The following is a 17,320-nucleotide window of genomic DNA, read 5'->3' as shown; positions in this document are numbered from 1 at the left end:
TCATCGCTCCGCGATGCCACCCTCCCCGCCAGCGGGGAGGTATGATTTAGGGAGCAATGGGGCATCAACTATACTTCGCGGTAACGATAACCGACGCCATACAGCGTTTCGATCGAGTCGAACTCCGGATCGACGACGCGGAACTTCTTGCGCATGCGCTTGACGTGGCTGTCGATGGTGCGGTCGTCGACATATACCTGATCGTCGTAGGCGGCATCCATCAGGTTGTCGCGGCTCTTGACGAAGCCCGGACGTTGCGCCAGCGCGTGCAGCAGCAGGAACTCGGTCACTGTCAGGCGCACGGGCTTGCCTTCCCAAGTGCATTCGTGGCGGGCGGCGTCCATGACCAGCTTGCCGCGCTTGAGCGATTTGGCGTTCAGCGCCTCGGTCACTTCGGCGGGTTCGTTCTGCTCGACGATCCCGGCGCGGCGCAGGACGGCTTTTACGCGTTCCAGCAGCAGGCGCTGCGAGAACGGCTTGTGCATATAGTCGTCGGCGCCGAGATTGAAGCCCAGCACCTCGTCGATCTCGTCGTCCTTCGAGGTCAGGATGATGACCGGCAGGTTCGAGTTCATGCGCAGGCGGCGCAGGACTTCCATGCCGTCCATGCGCGGCATCTTCACGTCGAGGATGGCGAGGTCGGGCGGGTCTTTTTCGAGGGCGGCCAGACCGGCGACACCGTCGTGAAAGGCCTGAATCGTGTGCCCGCCGCTTTCCAGCGCCAGTGACACGCTGGTGACAATGTTTTCGTCGTCGTCGACTAAGGTAATGCGGGCCATATCCGGGGTCTTCCTGTATCAGAACAAGTCTTGTAAACCTAACCTACGCAAGACGCTCAATTATTGACCTAATAAGGGCGTCATATCGGTCTTAATCGGGCAAACCTAGGTCTTCAACCTTAATTTAACAGGATTCGTCTATATTTCGACGGGATTGATCCCGTTTGTAACAAGCGGGACATAAGCGTCGTTATCGCGTACCGAAAGTCCTGCCCGAAAGTCTACATGTCCGGTCAAATCCATTACGAAGTGTTTTCGCGCAAAACACCGCAATCCGGCTGGGCCCTGCAAATGGCCGTCGAGGACCGCGAAGCCGCGATTTCCGCCGCGCAGGACATGCTGAAAACCAGCCATGCCGCTGCGGTAAAGGTGACCAAGGAAGTCTTTGCCGACGGCGAATTCCGCAGCTACGTCCTGCTGACCGAAGGCGCACCGGAAACCAAATCCAAAGCGAAGATCGCGCCGCTGACCGACTCGGTGTGTACCGCGCCGCAGGATTTTTACACCAAACACGCCCGCGAAAAGATTTCACGCGTGCTGGAGGACTGGCTGAAGCGTCAGGGGGTGACGGCGTTCGAACTGCTGCACCGGCCCGATCTGGCCGAAAAGCTCGATGCCTCGTCGAACGAACTGACGCACGCCATCCAGAAGATCGCCGTCCCCGAAGCCCAGGAAACGGCGGCTTCGGTCCACGAACTGATGCGGCGGTGGTCGACGCTGGTCGACAAGGCCATCGCGCGGGTCGTCGCCGACGGACGTCGCAAGCTGTTCCCCGATTTTGACCTGTCGCGCGATATCCGGCCGCAGATCGCCAAAATCGCCGCGCAACCCGAACGCAGCTACGTGCTGGGCGGCGCGGTCGCGAAACTGATGGCTGCCGAACGCAGCCCGGCGCGCAAGCTGAGCCACCTGACGGCGCTGATAAAGGCGGTGACCGATTTGCCGCCGGGTGACGGACCCGATCTTGGCTGGGCGCGCGAAGTGATCGAGGTGCCGGTCGCAGAGTTGTTCGCCAAGCGCAACGGGCTGGGCGATCTGATGGGTCAGGAGGTGGATCCGGGGCAGGGCATGGCCGTTCTGGCACGCCTCGTGGTCGGCGACGCGGTCGAAAAGATCGGCACGATCGACAGTCATATTCTCAGTGTTCTGCCACCGACGCCGGCGCATCTGAACGCGTTCGGCGATCTGATCCGGCAGGGGCATTTCCGCGACCTGCGCAGCCAGTCGGTGCGCAACATGCTGAGCGAACTGCGCGGGGTGAAGCGGTTGAAACCCGGCGATCCGATGGCCGAAATCGACCTGCTGCGGGCCCTGGCCATGGCCCTGACCGCCGGGTGCGGCGAAGAGCATGAGCGCGACGAGATCGGCAATGCCTTCATCGAACGCTCGAAAATGCTAGTGTCGAGCGCCTTCATCGAGTCGTTGCAGGAGGGCGTCGACGATGTCATCGAGGGCATCGAACGCCTGCTGTGGCTGGGCGAAAACGTCGCCGGGCCGGTCAACAAGAAACAGGCGGCGCGCTGGCTGATGTCGTCGCTGACGGCGCAAAAATTCGAGCGCGACCTGCGCGATCCCAAACGTCCGGCGGGACAAAAGCTGGCGCAGCTGGCGGCCCTGCAAAAGCGCGTCGTCAAGGCGCAACTGGGCGAGAAGGATACCGAGGACGCGGTGGCCAGGCTGGGGCACGTCGGGCACCTGATCGCGCAGGATGTCCACCTGATCGCCCATATCGTCAAAGGTGCGAAATCGCCGATGCAGCGGGTCATGGCGCTGCTCAGCTTCGCTACCGCGCAGGCCGGTCCTGATGGGGCACTGGCCGAAGAGGCGAAGGCCGAGGTGATGAAGCAACTTCGGTCACCGGAGGTGCGCACGTCGCTGATGAGCGATCCGGGGGCGCTGGCCAATCTGCGCCCCTTGCTGGTTCGGGCGGGATTGGCGGCTTAAAACATACTTCCCTGTAAACGGGGAAGTATGAAAACAAAGGCCTCCGCCATCACCAGCGAAGGCCTCTGTTTCAACCCGCGCCCCAAACCTTACGCCGCGCGGACCTGCGCCAGGAAGCCATTGACCTGCGTGCGCAGATATTCCGCCTGCTGGGCCAGTTCCGACGACGCACTGAGCACCTGACCGGCGCCGATGCCGGTGTCTTCGGCCATGCGCGCTACGCCCGACACGTGCGCTGTGACGTCCGCCGTGCCTGCCGAGGCCTGAGTGACCGCCGTGACGATTTCCTGCGTCGCCATGCCCTGCTGCTGAACCGCCGAAGCGATCCCCGCCGCCGCGTCGTTGATGGCGCGGATCGTGCCGCCGATGCCTTCGATGGCCGCTACCGCCTGACGCGTGGTGTCCTGAATTCCGGCGATCTGCTGATTGATCTCGCTGGTGGCCTTCGCCGTCTGGGTGGCCAGCGACTTAACTTCGGTGGCCACCACCGCAAAGCCCTTGCCCGCCTCACCGGCGCGCGCCGCTTCGATGGTGGCGTTGAGCGCCAGCAGGTTGGTTTGCGACGCGATCCCGGCGATCAGCTCGACTATGCCGTCGATGCGTTCCGCCGCCCCCGACAGTTTATAGACGATGGCCGCCGTGGTTTCGGCCTCGCCGACCGCCGTGCGCGCCATGTCGAGCGACAGGTCGAGCTGACGGCTGATCTCGCCGATCGAGGCGCTGAGTTCCTCCGCCGACGCCGCGACCGAGGTGACATTGGCCCCGGCCTGTTCCGCCGCCGCCGATACCGACAGGGCCTGACCGGACGCCTGATGCGCGCCGTCGCTGAGTTGCTGGGCCGTGGCCTGCATCTGGGTTGCCGCCGCCGAGACGCCGCCGGCGACTTCGCCGATGCTGCGTTCCATATCGAGCGCGAGGTCCTGCAAGACCTGCTGACGCTGCTGCTCGGCCTTCAGCTTGAGCCCCTCGGCTTCGGCCTCCAGCACCTGCGTGCGCAGCAGGCTGGCGCGGAAGGTCTCCAGCGCCCCGGCCATGCGGCCGATCTCGCTGCGCTCGCCCACATGCGGGATAACGATGTCGGTCTGCCCCTTGGCGAGGCTCAGCATGGCGTCGGACATGTTGCGCACCGGGCGCGAAATGCCGCGCACCACCGCATAGCCGATGGCGGCATAGACGAGGCCCGCGACGATCAGGGCGGCGATGAGGGTTCCGCGCGTATCGTTGCCCAGCGCCACGGCTTCGGCGGCGACGCGGTTGCCTTCCTCGACCTGATAGGTGCGGTCGGCCTTGATGGCGGCGCGGGCGGCGTCGGTCGGCTCGCGCAGGCCCTTGATGTAGTAGTCGACCGTGGCGTCCCAATCGCCCGACGCCAGAAGGTCCTTATATTTCGGATGCGCCTCGCGATAGGCGGCGACGCTGGTTTTCACCGCATCGGCCAGTTCGCGCTCGTGCCCGTCCGAGATCAGCGGTTCGTAGGCGGCGAGGGCTTTGTCGATCTTGTCGAGCGACTCCTGCTGCTTGGCGAGATATTTGGTGCGGTCCTCGCCGTTCAGCAGCAGGGTCTGGCCCTGACGCGAGCGGAAGACTTCGAAGTCGTGGGTCAGGTCGCCCAGCACATTGGCGGTCGGCAGCCACTTGGTCGCGACGACCGAGGTGGCGCGGTTCATGCTGTCCAGCCGCTCGACGGCGAACAGGCCGAGCGCGACGGTGCTGAGGATAATGAGCGAAAACGCCCACAGGATACGCGCACGAATAGACAGGTTGCGGGTCATGACATTCGTTTCATATGTAAAAAGATGTCGTTGTCCTAACCCCGGCAAGCTAAACGCCGCGTTAATTCGCCTTTTGCGTAACTGTAATATATCTTGTTGAATTTAAAGAAATAATTTTGACAAATTCGTCAAATAATCAGGTTGTGCGGTTAAGCCGATGATGCACAAGACAAAAGCGCCGGACCGTGCTCTCGACATGGAGCGGTCCGGCGCTTTTGATGTGCGTAAAAATATTTAACCAGAATTGATGCTTTTCTTTATTCCTCCCTGGCTATGCCGGGGAGGGGGACCGCGCCTGAAAGGCGTGGTGGTGGGTGTCTTGCGGAGGTTCAACGACTTCTGGCGTAAGAAAGTAAGAACCCCCACCACCACATCTCACCTGCTTTCAGCAGGCTCGTGCGGTCCCCCTCCCCAGTAAACTGGGGAGGTATAAGAAAGCAAAGGCCTCCCCCGTCGCCGGAAGAGGCCTTTGCTTTTAACCCACCTGTAAACCTTACGCCGCGCGGACCTGCGCCAGGAAGCCGTTGACCTGCGCGCGAAGATATTCCGCTTGCTGGGCCAGTTCGGACGAGGCGTTGAGCACCTGAGTGGCGCCCATGCCGGTTTCTTCGGCCATGCGGGCGACGCCGGTGATGTTCATGGTCACCTCAGTCGTGCCCATCGAGGCCTGATTGACGGCCTGAACGATTTCACCGGTCGCCGCGCCCTGTTGTTCGACAGCGGCGGCGATGGTGGTCGAGGAGTCGTTGACCACGCGGATCAGCCCGGCGATGCTCTCGATGGCCTTGACGGCGCGGTCGGTCGTGCTCTGGATGGCGGCGATCTGCTGGTTGATTTCGGTGGTGGCGCGGCCCGTCTGGGTGGCCAGAGTCTTGACCTCGGCGGCGACCACCGCAAAGCCCTTACCGGCTTCACCCGCGCGCGCCGATTCGATGGTGGCGTTGAGCGCCAGCAGGTTGGTCTGAGAGGCGATGCCGGAAATCATGTCGACGATGCCGGTGATCTTGCCCGCGGCTTCCGACAGTTCGTGGACGATGACGGTGGTGGCGTCGGCTTCGCGGACGGCTTCGCGGGCCTTGACCAGCGAGTGATCGACCTGACGGCTAATCTCGGCGACCGAAGCGCCCAATTCTTCGGCCGAGCCGGCGACCGAGGTCACATTGGTCCCGGCCTCTTCGGCAGCGGCGGAGACCGAGGTTGCCTGAGCCGCCGATTCCTGCGCCGACATGGTCAATTGTTGCGCCGTGGCCTGCATTTCGGTGGCGGCGGAGGACACCATATCGACGATGCCGCCGATGGCGCCTTCGAACTGCGTCGCCAGTTCCGACATGGCCTGCTTGCGCTGATATTCGGAGTCCTGACGTGCCTTGATCGCCTCGGCTTCCAGAGCGGCGTTGCGGATCAGGCCGTCGCGGAAGACCTCGACGGTCGCGGCCATTTCGCCGATTTCGTTACGGTCGCCGAGGTTCGGCACCTTTACGTCGGTCTGACCGTCGGCCAGTTTGCGCATCACGCCGCCCATGACCGAGACCGGTACCGAGACGCTGCGGATCATCAGGAAGCCGACGACGATGGTGAACAGAGCGGTCAGGCCGAGCGCCACGAAGATCAGGGTCGTAGCCTGTTTGCCGAGTGCGATCCCGGCTTCGGCAGCGGCATTGCCTTCCTTGAGCTGATAGGCGCGGTCGGCGCGGATGGCTTCGCGCAGGGTGCGGGCCTGATCCTGCATGTCGGTCATGAAGAAGGTCGTCGCCCCGGCGATATCGCCGCTGTGGACCTGATCGAGATAGGTCTGGCTGTTGGTGCGGTAGCCGTTCATGTCGGCGTAGATCTTGTCGGCCAGGGCCTGTTCTTCCGGCGTCGAAATCATCGGCTTGTAGTCGGCCAGGGTCTTTTCCAGCGCGTCCGACGCCTTGGCGATATTGGTGACGATCTCGCTGCGGCCCGCTTCGTCGCTGCTCAGGAGTTGCAACTGACGCAGGCGCATCAGCTCGAAATTCTGCGACATGTCGCCCAGTACATTGGCGGTCGGCAGCCAGTTGGAACCGAGGTCGTCGACGGCCTTGTTCACCGCGCCGAGGCGGTTGGCGCTAAACAGGCCGAGGCCGACCGTGCTCAGGAGGATCAGCGCGAAGGCGGTGATGATGCGGGTGCGTAGGGTGACGTGACGGAACATGGTGAGGCTCTGGAACAACACGGGGAAGGGGAGGACGGTTCCGGGTTAAAGGAACCGTGTTGTATCATTGCTCTCACGATACGGTAAATCAGCCGTTAATCATCTTATGGTTTCTTTATAAAAAACAATAAGATGTGTTTCGTACTGGAAATATACGGTACTATATCGCCGTTACTGAACGGTCCGGACTCCTGTGTCTGTTAATTCCCGCGAAAATTGAGTTCGAGCAGGACGTTGTTCGGATCGGCGACGAAGACCTGACGCAGACCGATGCGCGCCACGACGTTGGTGGCGTAGTGGAGCCCCTTGGCCTCGATCTTGGCGATGGTCTCGTCGTGGCCGTCGCATTCGAAAGCGATATGGTGAATAGCCCCAGTCGGATTGCCCGGTACGACCTCGCGCGGGATAGTGTTGTCGGTGCCAAAACGGTTGAGGTGGATTACGGCCCGGTCGCCGGAATCGTAGAGCCACATGCGGTCTTCGGGATCGCGCTCCGGCGCGGTGCGGGCGTCGAGATTGAGCAACTCGGCATAGAAGGCGATCGTGCCCGCCATGTCGTGGGTCTGGATATTGAAGTGGTCGAGGCGTTTGACGACGGTCATTTTGATCTCAGTTTGTCGATAAGTTTGAGGACTTCGGTACGGTTCTTGGCCTGCTTGACCCACAGAGGCAAGCGCGAGGTGACGGAGGCATTGCGCAGGCCGCGTGTCGGTGCCATCTCACGCAGGTTCGAGGCGACATAGGCGGCGATATGATCGAGGTGCTCTTCATTGAAAGCGTATAATCGGCCATGCCGCGTTTCGGCTTCCAGCCAGAGCGAGAGTCCGTTGCAGATATTGTCGGTCGGCGGATAGGTTATGGAATAGCCGTTGCGGGGCTCTATGTCGCGGTTATGCCCGCACACCGTACAGACCAGCCGCCGGGCCGTTACGCCGTCGAGCTTCGTCAACTGCGCCTTGCCGCCACACGTCGGGCAAACGACCAGAATGAGGCGGAGAAATTCACTGTCGTGGCGGTGGATGTGCGCGGTTTCCATGGTCAGGCCCGCCGCTTGAGATCGGCCAGCATTTCCTTGCGCAGGATGGCGTTCAGGCGCGTCTGATACCCCTTGCCGGACGATTTGAGCCAGTCGAGCACATCGGCATCGAGGCGCACGGTCGCCTGTTGTTTGACGGGCTTATAAAACCGGCCCCGCACGGCGTTTTTGAAAAAGTCGTCGGTCAGGGGCGGGATATCGCTGTAGTCTATTGTGCTGTCCGGTCGTTCGGCCAAGGCCTTAAGTTCGGCTTTCTGCTCGTCGGTTAGGGGCGGTGGATTTTCAAGATCCAGCTCATATCTGACGATTTTGGACTCTTGCGATGTCGTATTCCCGCCGTTCATGCTTTTCGGCAGGTCGGGCAGATATGATGCGGATGACTTCGATAAATTCGCCATGATCGTCTTCTTCCCAAGTGGTATGCGCCACGAGCAACATAAGATGGTCGTCAACTCGGCCAAGAGTTTGCCATCGCTCTTCGTAATCCACGATGCGGTCGAGTTTCGTCAGAATGTCCGGATCGAGAAAAATCCGGGCCGCCGTAGCAAAACTAACCCCGTGTTTGCGCAGGTTGGACTGAGCCTTGGTGTCATTCCATTCAAAGCGTAGCTTGGTCATATTGTAACTACAATTTCGTAATTACGCAAGGTCAGTGCGCCTCGTCCCAGTTCAGCGCGGCCTTGGCTTCGACGTCGAGCGGCACCGAAATGTCGATGGCCGGCAGCGCTGCGTTTTTCATCACCCCGATGATCACCGCTTTCGCTTTTTCCACCTCGTCGTCGGGGGCCTCGAAGATCAGTTCGTCGTGGACCTGAAGCAGCATCTTCGTGCTCAGGTTCGCTGCTTCCAAGGCCCCCGGCATGCGGATCATGGCGCGGCGGATGATGTCGGCGGCGGTCCCTTGGATTGGCGCATTGATCGCGGCGCGTTCGGCGAAGGCGCGCTGGGCCGCCGACTTGGCGCTGATGTCGGGGATATTGATGCGGCGGCCGAAGATCGTCTCGACATAGCCCTTCGATTTCACCTGATCGCGGGCGGCGTCCATATAGGCCTTGATGCCGGGAAAGCGCTCGAAATAGGTCTTGATATAGCGCCCGGCCTCGCCGTTATCGATGCCCAACTGGTTGCCCAGACCGAAGGCCGAGATACCGTAGATGATGCCGAAATTGATGGCCTTGGCGCGGCGGCGGACCTCGGACGGCATGCCCTCGATTGGCACGTCGAACATTTCCGACGCTGTCATGGCGTGGATGTCGAGCCCGTCGGTAAAGGCCTTCTTGAGCTGCGCGATGTCGCCGATATGGGCCAGCAGACGCAGTTCGATCTGCGAATAGTCCGCCGAGATCAGCTTGTGGCCGTCCTTCGCGATGAAGGCGGTGCGGATCTTGCGGCCTTCCATCGTGCGGATGGGGATGTTTTGCAGGTTCGGCTCGTTCGACGACAGGCGGCCCGTCGTCGTCGCGGCCAGTTGGTAGCTCGTGTGGATACGTTGCGTTTTCGGATCGGCATATTCCACAAGCGCGTCCGTATAGGTGCCTTTCAGTTTGGCCATCTGACGGTAATCGAGCAGCAGTCGCGCCAGCGGCTGGCCCTTTTCCGCGAGGTCTTCCAGCACCTTGACGTCGGTCGCCCACTGGCCCGAAGCGGTCTTCTTGCCGCCGGGTAGGGCCATTTCGTCGAAGAAGATAGCCCCCAGTTGCTGCGGCGAATTGAGGTTGAACGGACGTCCGACCAGCTTATGCGCCTCGGCCTCGATATCCCCCATACGGACGCCGAAATCCTGCGACAGCCGGCGCAGGACCTGCGGGTCGACGCGGACGCCTTCCAGTTCCATGTCTGACAGGACGGTCGGCATGTCGCGCTCCAGCGTCTCATAGACGGTAAGCAGACGCTCGTGCACCAGACGCGGTTTGAGGATGCACCACAGGCGGAAGGTGATGTCGGCGTCTTCGGCGGCGTAGCGCGTGGCCTCTTTCAGGCCGACGTGCTTGAACGATTTCGCCGATTTGCCGGAACCGGCGACCTCCTTGAAGGTGATCGGCTTGTGCCCGATGTGCAGCTCCGACAATTCGTCCATGCCGTGTCCGTGCAGGCCGGCGTCGAGCACGTAGGAGATCAGCATGGTGTCGTCATAGGGCGCGACGCGGATGCCATAACGCGCGAACACCGACAGGTCGTATTTGAGGTTCTGCCCGATCTTCAGCACCGCCGGGTCTTCAAGCAGGGGCTTTAGTTCGGCCAGGGCGTCGATCAGCGGAATCTGCGTCAGTTCGTCGCCGGACAGGGCCAGACCGCCCTCGTCGGGCTCGTGCGCCACCGGCACATAGATGGCCGAACCGACGCCGTGGCTGAGGGAAAAGCCGACCAGGCCCGACGCGGTCGCCGACAGGGCGTCGGTTTCGGTATCGACCGCAAACCGCCCGCAGGCTTTGCATTGCGCGATATAGGCGCGCAGGGTCTCGATGTCCTGCACGCAGGGGTACGAGTCGACATCGATCGGGTCGCGATAGGCCTCGGACGTCGCGGCCTTGGGGATCGCGGTCTGGCCGGTCGTGCCGAAGAGGGGTTTCGACACCGGAGCCAGCGGGAATTCGGTGGCGCGGGTTTGCGCGGCCTCTAACGTGGTCAGACTGCCGCCGACGCGGCGGGCCAGCGAGGTGAACTCCATCTCGGCCAGAAACGCCCCAAGCTCGGCGGCATCGGGGTCTTTCAGGGCAAATTCGGAGATCGGGCACGGCGGCGGTACGTCGCAGCGCAGGCGGACCAGTTCGCGCGACAGCAGGATCTGCTCGCGGAACTCGGTCAGGGCCTCGCGGCGCTTGGGTTGCTTGATTTCATGCGCGCGATCGAGCAGGGCGTCGAGCGAGCCGTATTCGAGGATCAGTTGCGCGGCGGTCTTGACACCGATGCCGGGCGCGCCGGGGACGTTGTCGGTCGAATCGCCGATCAGGGCCTGGGCGTCGACGACCAGCTCCGGCGGGACGCCGAACTTCTCGATGACCTGATCGTGTTTGACGGGGGTGCCCTTGACCGGATCGAGCATCGAGACGTGGTCGTTGACCAGTTGCATCAGGTCTTTATCGGACGAGACGATGGTGACCTCGAAACCCTCTTCGACGGCCATTTTCGCGTAGGTGCAGATCAGGTCGTCGGCCTCGAAGCCGCTCAGTTCGACATTGTGGATGCCGAACGCCTTGGTCGCCTGACGGATCAGGGGAAACTGCGGGATCAGGTCCTCGGGCGGCGGCGGACGGTGGGCCTTGTACTTGTCGTACAGGTCGTTGCGGAAGGTGTGCGATCCGGCGTCGAAAATGACCGCCAGATGCGACGGCGCGTCGTCGCCGCGGTTCTCTTTTATGAGCTTATACAGCATGTTGCAAAAGCCCGACACCGCACCGACCGGCAGGCCGTCGGACTTGCGCGTCAGCGGCGGCAGGCCGTGATAGGCGCGGAAGATATAGCCGGAACCGTCGATCAGGACGAGGCGCTTTGCGGACATGTGGGCTCGCTTATAAAAGGTCTGATCGCTTCATAAAGCCATCCGCCCGCGATGCCAATTCAAACTGCGTGTTAAATCCCCTCTCCCTGAGGGAGAGGGTTAGGGTGAGGGGGGAAATGGCGGTAGCAAGTTGTGCGGCTAACAAGGTGGACCGCGCCGCGATCAAGGCCATCATCGAAGGCCGTCGCGCGATCACCGCCGAAATGGCTTTGCGCTTCGGCCTGTTCTTCGGCACCAGCCCGGAGTTCTGGCTGAATCTGCAAAAGGACTACGACCTGCGCAAGGTCAAGCGCGAACGGCTCGAAGACCTGACGGCGCAGATCAAGCCGTTGAAAGTCGCTTAAAAAGGCCCCCACCACCGCATCTAGCAGCGCAGGCGCTGCGTCGTGCGGTCCCCCTCCCCACGTGGTGGGGAGGTATAAGAAATAGGAGTTTGCTCCAACCTCATACCTCCCTGCCCTTGGGCGGGGAGGGGGACCATGAGCGGAGCGAATGGTGGTGGGGGAGGGGCTGTTGCCACGCGGTAAAGGTTTCAGACCAAAAACAAAAAGCCCGGAGTCGCCTCCGGGCCTTCGTCATTCAAACGCGAACCAACCTAGGCCAGCGTCGCCTCAAGCGTGATCGGCACCGAGGCCAGCGCCTTGGAAATCGGGCAGTTGGTCTTGGCACCGGCGGCCAGTTCCTGAAACTGCTCGTCCGACACACCGGGGATGTTGGCTTTAAGCTTCAGCGTGATGCCGACGATGGAAAACCCGGCTTCCGACGGTTTCACATCGACCAGCGCCTCGGTTTCCAACAGTTCCGCCGTGAACCCGGCCTTGGCCAGCGCGAACGACAGGGCCATCGTGAAGCAGCCCGAATGGGCGGCGGCGATCAGTTCTTCCGGATTGGTGCCGGACTTGCCTTCTTCGTCGCCGAAGCGAGTCTTGAAGCTATAGGGCTGGGCGGTGAAGGCGCCGCTCTGGGTCGTCAGCGTCCCCGTGCCGGTCATGCCGTCGCCGCGCCATTGTGCCGTTGCCGTGCGTAACATCGTCCGTCTCCGTTTTTTAAATGAAAGGATAGCCCTAACGCGGCTGCGAAGAGTGGTATCCCGGCATTTGTAAACAGGCAATGTCTCAGTTTCACCTCACTGAACCGTGACGATAGAAACCGTCGTTTGCCGAGGCGATGTCGTCAGCTAAACTGAGGGCGTTAGCTGAGAACGGTATCCGATTATGTGCGAACTTTTGGGCATGAGCGCCAATGTCCCCACCGACATCCGCTTTTCCTTTGCGGCTCTGGCGCGGCGCGGCGGCGATACCGGGCCGCACGCCGACGGCTGGGGGATCAGTTTCTACGAACACAAAGGCTGCCGCAGCTTCCACGACCCGAACCCGTCGGCGACGTCGGAGCTGGCGGCGCTGGTGCGCAGCTACCCTATCAAGTCGAAGACCGTCATCGCCCATGTGCGCAAGGCCAATCGCGGTCGCGTGACGCTGGAAAACACCCATCCGTTCACCCGCGAACTGTGGGGCCGGGCGTGGACCTTCGCCCATAATGGTCAGTTGAAGGGTGTCAAAACCCTGCCGCTGAGTTTCTTCCGCCCTATCGGCACGACCGATTCCGAACACGCTTTTTGCTGGATTCTCGATCAGCTGGTGCGCAAATATATGGACTATCCGCCCGCACGCGTCCTCGACAAAGAGGTCAAGCGGCTGTTCGCCGAACTGCGTAAGCTGGGGGTGTTCAACGCGCTTTTGACCGACGGACGGTCATTGTACGCCAGTTGCTCGAAGAAGCTGACCTATATCCAGCGCCGCGCGCCGTTCGGCAAGGCCAGCCTGATCGACGAAGACATGCAGGTCGATTTCGCCGAGGAAACCACGCCCGACGACAAGGTGATCATCATCGCCACCCAGCCGCTGACGCACGACGAGGTATGGACGCCGATCGCGCCGGGCTCGTCTTTGGTGTTCCGTTCCGGCGAGGTTATCTGACTCCCTCCTCCCTATCGAGCCTTTGGGCGAAGATGGGGAGGTGGCAGCCCATCGGGCTGACGGAGGGGGCGACGAAGTCGCTAAAGGTCAAGCGCCAATGTTTGAAATTCTGACCGAGTCATCCCCCTCCGTCAGTTCGCTTCGCTCACTGACACCTCCCCATCGCTGCGCGACAGGGAGGAGAAAGAAAGGTTGATCATGACCCAGGCCATTCGCGTTCACCGCCACGGCGGCCCAGAGGTTCTCACGTGGGAGACGGTCGAGGTCGGCGCGCCCGGTCCCGGCGAGGTTCGTCTGCGCCATACGGCCATCGGCGTCAATTTCATCGATACCTATTTCCGGTCGGGGCTGTACAAGGCCGACCTGCCGTTCACGCCGGGCAACGAAGGCGCGGGCATCATCGAAGCCGTTGGCGAGGGCGTCATGGATATGCGCCCCGGCGACCGCGTGGTCTATGTCGGCAGCCCCGGTTCCTATGCGAGAGCCCGGATCATGTCCGCGGACAAGCTGGTCCCGATCCCCGACGGCATCACCGACGAAGTCGCCGCCGCGGCGTTTTTGAAAGGTCTGACGGCGCAATATCTGCTGCGCCGGACGTTCCGCGTCGGGCCGGACCACACGGTATTATATCACGCTGCGGCGGGCGGCGTAGGCCTGCTGTTCGGGCAGTGGGCGAAGCATCTGGGGGCCACGGTCATCGGCACGGCAGGTTCGTCGGAAAAGATCGAACTGGCCCGGCAAAACGGATATGAGCATCTGATCAACTACCGCAGCGAAGATTTCGTGGCGCGTGTTCACGAAATTTCCGGAAAAGTGGATGTAGTTTATGACTCTGTCGGCAAGGATACTTTCGAAGGTTCGCTCGATGTATTGAAACCGCTCGGTCTGTTCGTCTCGTTCGGGCAGTCGTCCGGGCCGGTCCCACCGTTCGATATCGGTGTGCTGAACACCAAGGGTTCGCTGTTCATGACGCGGCCCTCGGTGTTTGGCTATAACCGCGACCGGGCGACCTTGCTGGAATCGGCGGGCGAACTGTTCGATCTGATCGGCAAGGGCATCATCACCGTCTCGATACCGCAGACCTTTGCGCTGAAAGACGCGCGCGCGGCTCACCAAGCGTTGGAGAGCCGCGCCACGACGGGCAGTACGCTGTTGATTCCATGAATCAAATCATACCTCCCTGCACTTGTGCGGGGAGGGGGACCGCGCCTGAAAGGCGTGGTGGTGGGGTGCTTTACTTGCTTACATCACAGGCCCTGAACCTCCGCAAGTCACCCCACCTTCCGGCCTTCGGCCTCCCTCCTCCCCGCGCAAGCGCAGGGAGGTATAAATAGAGCTACCCCAACGGATCGCGGGGGCCGGTCGATACGAGCACGGTTTCCGGTTCGATCTTACCGTCCTTGCGCTGATCGATGCGGTCTGAATTGACCGTTTCACGCCCCTCAAAATTGGGGATATCGAGGTCAGCGTGACCGGTGTCACCTGGCGTTGCCTGTTCGCCGGTCAGCAGGGCCTTGATATAGCTGACGCCGGTCGCGATGGCGCCGGGGCTGTCCCAGAACTCGGCATCGGCGGCTTCGAAGCGCAGCAGGATCAGGTTCGGATCGTCTTTGCCCTTCGGGAACCAGGCCTTGTCGACGTCGGACCACAGTTCGTCGATTTTCGCACGGTCGCGGCTGATCGTGATCGTGCCGTTGAGCGACACATAATTGTGTCCGTCGGTATCGGCATAGGTCAGAAGCGCCGCCGGATTGGCCTCGATCTCATCGACCTTGCCCGTGTCGGCACCGGTGAAAAACCACAGCACGCCCTCGAAGGCGCGGTTGGTTTCGATCTTTTGCTGCTGCATCGGGCGGGCGTGCAGAACGCCGGCGGCAGTGTAGGTCGCCAGCATGGAGACCTTGATGTCCTTGATCAGGGACCAGATGCGTTCGCGGGCCTCACGGCCATGAAGGGTTGTCATGTGCGTCTCTTTCATACGAAATAATGACCCCGCCGCTTGGTCGTACTTGGCCGTTTCGCCCGTAAATTTGCCATACGAAACCCGGCGGTTTGCATTATGGTTCCCTTTTTGCAGAAATATTGGAGGCTTATATGGCGCAGGCACACGCCCGGATCGGCACCACCAACTACCTGACGACAATCGAGACGGCAGGCCGCACGATCATCGCCGACGAGCCCGAAGCGCTGGGTGGCGGCAATGCGGGGTTCGCGCCCTATGACCTGCTGTTGGCGGCTCTGGCAGCCTGTACGTCGATTACCTTGCGTATGTATGCCGACCGGAAGGGTTTTGCGTTGGAAGGGCTGGAGGTCGAACTGCACCACGCGAAAGAGGGCAAGCGGTCGAAGATCACGCGCGAAGTGCGGCTGATCGGCGATCTTAGCGACGAGGCGCGGGCGCGTCTGGCCGAGGTGGTCGAACGCACGCCGGTGACCCTGACGCTGAAAGAAGGCGCGGATATCTCGACGACGTTCAGATAGATTTGCGACCTCGTAGCGTGACGGAGACCCGCCGCGCGCGGGGCAGGAGCAGGCCGCCGACGCGGTCCTTGTGACGCGGCGCGATGCGGTGTTTCCAGTCGAAGCGCGCCTCGCCTTCCATGAAGACCAGACTGCGCGGTTGCAGGTAGTAGTCGCGCGTTTCATGACCGTCGCGGCTGAACTCCAGCGCGATGGCCGAGCCCAACGACAGGATGGCCACGGTTTCGATGATCTCCGGCAGGCGATCAGAATGCGCGCCGATGCCCTGACCGGGGTAATATTCGTTGACCCCGGCACGGTCGGGCACGTCGCGGAAATACCCTTCTTCGGTGAGCCGGGCTGCCCATGAACGGATAACCGGCGGCAGGTCGCGTGCTTCGCCCTTATCGCTGTCGTAGTAGGATTTGCCGTACCATTGCCGCCGTCGTTTGATGTCCATCAGCCATGGGCGGTCGTCGATTTCGGCCAGAAGCGCCTGTTCTTCGGCTGGTGTCATGACGTCGGGGCGGTAGCTGAGGCCCGGAACAGGTTCGGGCTCGAAAAGGGAAAGGGCAGGGAAGGCTGTCATTTTAGTAAGGGCACCCCACCACCATTGGCTCCGCCAATGGCCCCCCTCCCCGCGCAAGCGCAGGTGTAGCGCGCCAAAAGGTTTTAGAGTGCGGGACAAGAGGTTTTAGAGCACGCTGATTTATGAAGCGCCACCTATAACCGCCCATCCCGCACCTGTCTATCACCTCAGACGGCTGATGATGACCTCTTTAGCTGGGGTCGCGCCAGCATCGCTGATCGAGTAGTTCAGCTTGACGGCCTCGATCGAGAACTCACCGAACAACTCCCGCACTTCCGGCACGTCGTTTAGGGACACGATAAACGACCCTTTGCAGGCCGCTAACCGGCTTTTAAGTGCCGCGAAGTCGTCACGGCTGAAGATCGGCCCATAGTCTCCTTCACAGCCCCAATACGGCGGATCGCAGTAGAACAGCGTGTCGGCCCGGTCGTATTTCTCGATGAAACGGTCGAAGCCTAACCGTTCGATGATAACGGCAGCCAGACGCTCATGAGCCTCCTCCAGCATCGGCTGTAGCCGGGTGACATCGAAGCGACCACCTCGGCCGTAAGAGACGCCGAACGACTGCTTAGTGACCTTGCCGCCAAAGGTGGTCCGCTGGAGGTAGAGGAACCGGGCGGCGCGTTCGAGATCGGTAAGCGTGGTCGGATCGACCTTAAGCAACCGCTCGAACTCTGTCCTGGTCGTAAGCTGGTACTTGAGCATATCCAAGAAGGCGACGTAGTGGCGCTGGAGGATTCGGAACAGCGTGGCCACGTCCTGACTGAAGTCATTGATGATCTCGCAGGCCGGTTGCTTTTGCCGCCTGAAGAAGATGCCGCCCATCCCGATAAAGGGCTCGGCATAGGTCGTATGCGCGTGTCCGTCGATCATGGCCGTGAGGCGTTTGGAGAGAGCGCGCTTGCCCCCAATGTAAGGCGCGACCGGCTTGACCGGTCGCACTGAGGTTTTCCCCTGAGGGGAGATAGTGTGTGACTCCACGTTACTGGTACTTTCAACTTCCCCGGCGCCCGCGCGGCGTGGGGGACTTAAGGCGGCTCGCGACCGCCGTAGGTGCAGGTGACCGCCTGCGGGTTCGGGCGTTACCGC

Annotated in this window: 17 protein-coding genes; 5 read left to right on the top strand and 12 right to left on the bottom strand. The window is 61.6% G+C overall.

The window, feature by feature from the left end:
• Positions 1-68 precede the first annotated feature (68 nt).
• Entirely contained in the window at positions 69-779 is a 711-nt protein-coding gene (locus AEYBE204_RS33460; protein ID WP_023462965.1) for a response regulator transcription factor, read from the bottom strand.
• 225 nt (positions 780-1,004) lie between these two features.
• On the opposite strand from AEYBE204_RS33460, the gene AEYBE204_RS33455 reads away from it, so the two are divergent.
• Positions 1,005-2,723, top strand: coding sequence for a hypothetical protein (locus tag AEYBE204_RS33455; RefSeq protein ID WP_023462964.1), 1,719 nt, complete (start codon positions 1,005-1,007; stop codon positions 2,721-2,723).
• Between the two features lie 89 nt (positions 2,724-2,812).
• Here AEYBE204_RS33455 and AEYBE204_RS33450 read toward each other — a convergent pair whose 3' ends face one another.
• The 7 genes from AEYBE204_RS33450 to polA form a co-directional block, all read right to left on the bottom strand.
• Positions 2,813-4,495 carry a methyl-accepting chemotaxis protein gene (locus tag AEYBE204_RS33450; RefSeq protein WP_023462963.1) on the bottom strand — a complete coding sequence of 561 codons (1,683 nt, stop codon included), beginning with the start codon at positions 4,493-4,495 and terminating at the stop codon, positions 2,813-2,815.
• A gap of 493 nt (positions 4,496-4,988) precedes the next feature.
• Positions 4,989-6,671 carry a methyl-accepting chemotaxis protein gene (locus tag AEYBE204_RS33445; RefSeq protein ID WP_023462962.1) on the bottom strand — a complete coding sequence of 561 codons (1,683 nt, stop codon included), beginning with the start codon at positions 6,669-6,671 and terminating at the stop codon, positions 4,989-4,991.
• A gap of 200 nt (positions 6,672-6,871) precedes the next feature.
• Positions 6,872-7,273, bottom strand: coding sequence for a VOC family protein (locus AEYBE204_RS33440; RefSeq protein WP_023462961.1), 402 nt, complete (start codon positions 7,271-7,273; stop codon positions 6,872-6,874).
• Complete coding sequence (locus AEYBE204_RS33435; protein WP_023462960.1) at positions 7,270-7,707, bottom strand: zinc ribbon domain-containing protein; 438 nt, start codon at positions 7,705-7,707, stop codon at positions 7,270-7,272. The genes AEYBE204_RS33440 and AEYBE204_RS33435 overlap by 4 nt, the downstream gene beginning before the upstream one ends.
• A 2-nt stretch (positions 7,708-7,709) precedes the next feature.
• Positions 7,710-8,051 carry a BrnA antitoxin family protein gene (locus AEYBE204_RS33430; RefSeq protein ID WP_031231003.1) on the bottom strand — a complete coding sequence of 114 codons (342 nt, stop codon included), beginning with the start codon at positions 8,049-8,051 and terminating at the stop codon, positions 7,710-7,712.
• Positions 8,002-8,325, bottom strand: coding sequence for a BrnT family toxin (locus AEYBE204_RS40075; RefSeq protein WP_081724713.1), 324 nt, complete (start codon positions 8,323-8,325; stop codon positions 8,002-8,004). The genes AEYBE204_RS33430 and AEYBE204_RS40075 overlap by 50 nt, the downstream gene beginning before the upstream one ends.
• 31 nt (positions 8,326-8,356) lie before the next feature.
• Positions 8,357-11,206: a DNA polymerase I gene (gene polA / locus AEYBE204_RS33425; RefSeq protein WP_023462957.1), complete on the bottom strand. Its 2,850-nt coding sequence runs from the start codon at positions 11,204-11,206 to the stop codon at positions 8,357-8,359.
• 116 nt (positions 11,207-11,322) lie between these two features.
• On the opposite strand from polA, the gene AEYBE204_RS33420 reads away from it, so the two are divergent.
• Positions 11,323-11,550 (top strand): HigA family addiction module antitoxin, encoded by a 228-nt coding sequence (locus AEYBE204_RS33420; RefSeq protein ID WP_081724712.1) that lies wholly within the window; start codon positions 11,323-11,325, stop codon positions 11,548-11,550.
• 251 nt (positions 11,551-11,801) lie between these two features.
• Here AEYBE204_RS33420 and AEYBE204_RS33415 read toward each other — a convergent pair whose 3' ends face one another.
• On the bottom strand, positions 11,802-12,236 hold the full coding sequence (locus tag AEYBE204_RS33415; protein WP_023462955.1) for an OsmC family peroxiredoxin: 435 nt from the start codon (positions 12,234-12,236) through the stop codon (positions 11,802-11,804).
• A gap of 184 nt (positions 12,237-12,420) precedes the next feature.
• Here AEYBE204_RS33415 and AEYBE204_RS33410 point away from each other — a divergent pair, with 184 nt between their 5' ends.
• Both AEYBE204_RS33410 and AEYBE204_RS33405 read left to right on the top strand, forming a co-directional pair.
• Entirely contained in the window at positions 12,421-13,182 is a 762-nt protein-coding gene (locus AEYBE204_RS33410; protein ID WP_023462954.1) for a class II glutamine amidotransferase, read from the top strand.
• Positions 13,183-13,380: 198 nt separating this feature from the next.
• Positions 13,381-14,346, top strand: coding sequence for a quinone oxidoreductase (locus tag AEYBE204_RS33405; RefSeq protein ID WP_023462953.1), 966 nt, complete (start codon positions 13,381-13,383; stop codon positions 14,344-14,346).
• A gap of 172 nt (positions 14,347-14,518) precedes the next feature.
• Here the strand turns inward: AEYBE204_RS33405 and AEYBE204_RS0120540 are convergent, their stop codons facing one another.
• Positions 14,519-15,145, bottom strand: coding sequence for a pyridoxamine 5'-phosphate oxidase family protein (locus AEYBE204_RS0120540; RefSeq protein ID WP_023462952.1), 627 nt, complete (start codon positions 15,143-15,145; stop codon positions 14,519-14,521).
• 131 nt (positions 15,146-15,276) lie between these two features.
• On the opposite strand from AEYBE204_RS0120540, the gene AEYBE204_RS33400 reads away from it, so the two are divergent.
• Positions 15,277-15,663, top strand: coding sequence for an OsmC family protein (locus AEYBE204_RS33400; protein ID WP_023462951.1), 387 nt, complete (start codon positions 15,277-15,279; stop codon positions 15,661-15,663).
• Here AEYBE204_RS33400 and AEYBE204_RS33395 read toward each other — a convergent pair.
• Both AEYBE204_RS33395 and AEYBE204_RS33390 read right to left on the bottom strand, forming a co-directional pair.
• A complete protein-coding gene (locus AEYBE204_RS33395; protein WP_023462950.1) occupies positions 15,656-16,231 on the bottom strand; it encodes an alpha-ketoglutarate-dependent dioxygenase AlkB in 576 nt (191 codons plus the stop codon). The genes AEYBE204_RS33400 and AEYBE204_RS33395 overlap by 8 nt on opposite strands.
• Before the next feature lie 162 nt (positions 16,232-16,393).
• On the bottom strand, positions 16,394-17,173 hold the full coding sequence (locus tag AEYBE204_RS33390) for a DNA adenine methylase (RefSeq protein ID WP_023462949.1): 780 nt from the start codon (positions 17,171-17,173) through the stop codon (positions 16,394-16,396).
• Positions 17,174-17,320 lie beyond the last annotated feature (147 nt).

The sequence above is a fragment of the Asticcacaulis sp. YBE204 genome, from assembly GCF_000495855.1.
In the GTDB taxonomy this organism is placed as follows: Bacteria; Pseudomonadota; Alphaproteobacteria; order Caulobacterales; family Caulobacteraceae; genus Asticcacaulis.
This window is presented reverse-complemented; position numbering and strand designations above follow the sequence as displayed.

Coding starts and splice junctions, on each gene's coding strand:
- AEYBE204_RS33460 (WP_023462965.1), bottom strand. CDS start 779: ATGGCCCGCATTACCTTAGTCGACGACGACGAAAACATTGTCACCAGC.
- AEYBE204_RS33455 (WP_023462964.1), top strand. CDS start 1,005: ATGTCCGGTCAAATCCATTACGAAGTGTTTTCGCGCAAAACACCGCAA.
- AEYBE204_RS33450 (WP_023462963.1), bottom strand. CDS start 4,495: ATGACCCGCAACCTGTCTATTCGTGCGCGTATCCTGTGGGCGTTTTCG.
- AEYBE204_RS33445 (WP_023462962.1), bottom strand. CDS start 6,671: ATGTTCCGTCACGTCACCCTACGCACCCGCATCATCACCGCCTTCGCG.
- AEYBE204_RS33440 (WP_023462961.1), bottom strand. CDS start 7,273: ATGACCGTCGTCAAACGCCTCGACCACTTCAATATCCAGACCCACGAC.
- AEYBE204_RS33435 (WP_023462960.1), bottom strand. CDS start 7,707: ATGGAAACCGCGCACATCCACCGCCACGACAGTGAATTTCTCCGCCTC.
- AEYBE204_RS33430 (WP_031231003.1), bottom strand. CDS start 8,051: ATGAACGGCGGGAATACGACATCGCAAGAGTCCAAAATCGTCAGATAT.
- AEYBE204_RS40075 (WP_081724713.1), bottom strand. CDS start 8,325: ATGACCAAGCTACGCTTTGAATGGAATGACACCAAGGCTCAGTCCAAC.
- polA (WP_023462957.1), bottom strand. CDS start 11,206: ATGTCCGCAAAGCGCCTCGTCCTGATCGACGGTTCCGGCTATATCTTC.
- AEYBE204_RS33420 (WP_081724712.1), top strand. CDS start 11,323: ATGGCGGTAGCAAGTTGTGCGGCTAACAAGGTGGACCGCGCCGCGATC.
- AEYBE204_RS33415 (WP_023462955.1), bottom strand. CDS start 12,236: ATGTTACGCACGGCAACGGCACAATGGCGCGGCGACGGCATGACCGGC.
- AEYBE204_RS33410 (WP_023462954.1), top strand. CDS start 12,421: ATGTGCGAACTTTTGGGCATGAGCGCCAATGTCCCCACCGACATCCGC.
- AEYBE204_RS33405 (WP_023462953.1), top strand. CDS start 13,381: ATGACCCAGGCCATTCGCGTTCACCGCCACGGCGGCCCAGAGGTTCTC.
- AEYBE204_RS0120540 (WP_023462952.1), bottom strand. CDS start 15,145: ATGACAACCCTTCATGGCCGTGAGGCCCGCGAACGCATCTGGTCCCTG.
- AEYBE204_RS33400 (WP_023462951.1), top strand. CDS start 15,277: ATGGCGCAGGCACACGCCCGGATCGGCACCACCAACTACCTGACGACA.
- AEYBE204_RS33395 (WP_023462950.1), bottom strand. CDS start 16,231: ATGACAGCCTTCCCTGCCCTTTCCCTTTTCGAGCCCGAACCTGTTCCG.